Raw genomic sequence first — 1,097 nt, 5'->3', positions numbered from 1 at the left:
CAAATCGAGAAAGTCCGTGATCGCTTTGGACTCTCCAGAATCATCTGGGTTGGAGATAGAGGCATGATTACTCAAACCCGTATCAACCAAGAGTTCTCGACAAGAGAGGATCTCGATTGGATTACAGCCTTAACTGCTGCTCAAATCAAACTCTTGGCTGACCAAGAAGTGATTCAACTGGGACTGTTTGATGAACAAAATTTAGTGGAAGTGGAATCCGTAGATTATCCGGGGGAAAGATTAATCGCTTGTCGCAATCCAATAACTGCTGAGTCAAGGGCTCAAAAACGAGAAAAACTCTTACAGAAAACAGAAGAAGAATTAGAAAAAATTGTTCAAGCTACTCTCCGAGAAAAAAGGGCTTTAAAGGGTGCTGACCAAATTGGCCTTCGAGTCGGAAAGGTGATTAACAAGTATCGAGTGGGGAAGTTCTTTGAACTGGAAATCACGAACAACAGCTTTTCCTACACCCGCAAGCCCCAAGGCTTAAAAGCCGCCGCTGCCTTGGATGGATTATATGTCATTCGTACTTCTGTAGACACCGAAGTTTTAGATGCTCCAGCTACAGTGAAAGCTTACAAAAGTCTGTCTCAAGTCGAACAGGCTTTTCGCTCTTATAAGACGATGGATTTAAAAGTCCGTCCGATTTATCACCATCTCGAAAGCCGAGTTAAATCTCACGTTTTTCTTTGTATGCTGGCTTATTATGTGGAATGGCATATGAAGCAGGCTTTAGCACCGATTCTTTTTGATGACGAGGAGGACACCCCCATTGATTGGGATGGAGTTACTCCTGTTAAACGATCAAAAAAAGCTAAATCCCACGGCTCGTAAGAAGCGGACAGCCCAGAACTTACCCGTACACAGCTTTTCCACTTTGATGGCAGATTTAGGAACAATTACTCTCAACACAATTGCTTCTAAATTAGAGGGGGCTGATCTGACTTTTTTGAAAATTACTCAACCCACACCAGTCCAACAAAAGGCGTTAGATTTACTTGGTGTTTCCCTATTTGTACCCAGTAAATGACCGACAGAAAATCTGCTATTCCTTACCCAGCATAGGTTGCCCTTTTTGTCAAAGGGGGAACTTCAGT

At 42.9% G+C, this 1,097-nt stretch carries 1 protein-coding gene and 1 pseudogene; both read left to right on the top strand.

Annotation, left to right across the window (positions count from 1 at the left end; all coding sequences use genetic code 11):
- Nucleotides 1–834 (top strand): annotated as a pseudogene (locus F6K46_RS39930) (IS1634 family transposase); the annotation flags it as partial.
- 46 nt (nt 835–880) lie between these two features.
- Nucleotides 881–1,030, top strand: coding sequence for a hypothetical protein (locus tag F6K46_RS39925; RefSeq protein WP_293069102.1), 150 nt, complete (start codon nt 881–883; stop codon nt 1,028–1,030).
- Nucleotides 1,031–1,097: the final 67 nt, after the last annotated feature.

The sequence above is a fragment of the Moorena sp. SIO3E8 genome (assembly GCF_010692445.1).
Taxonomy (GTDB): domain Bacteria; phylum Cyanobacteriota; class Cyanobacteriia; order Cyanobacteriales; family Coleofasciculaceae; genus Moorena; species Moorena bouillonii.
Note: the sequence above shows the minus strand (reverse complement) of the source record. Positions and strands in the feature narration are given on the sequence as shown.

Bases quoted from the DNA above. Each gene is read 5' to 3' on its own strand.
- F6K46_RS39925 (WP_293069102.1), top strand. From the start codon at position 881: ATGGCAGATTTAGGAACAATTACTCTCAACACAATTGCTTCTAAATTA.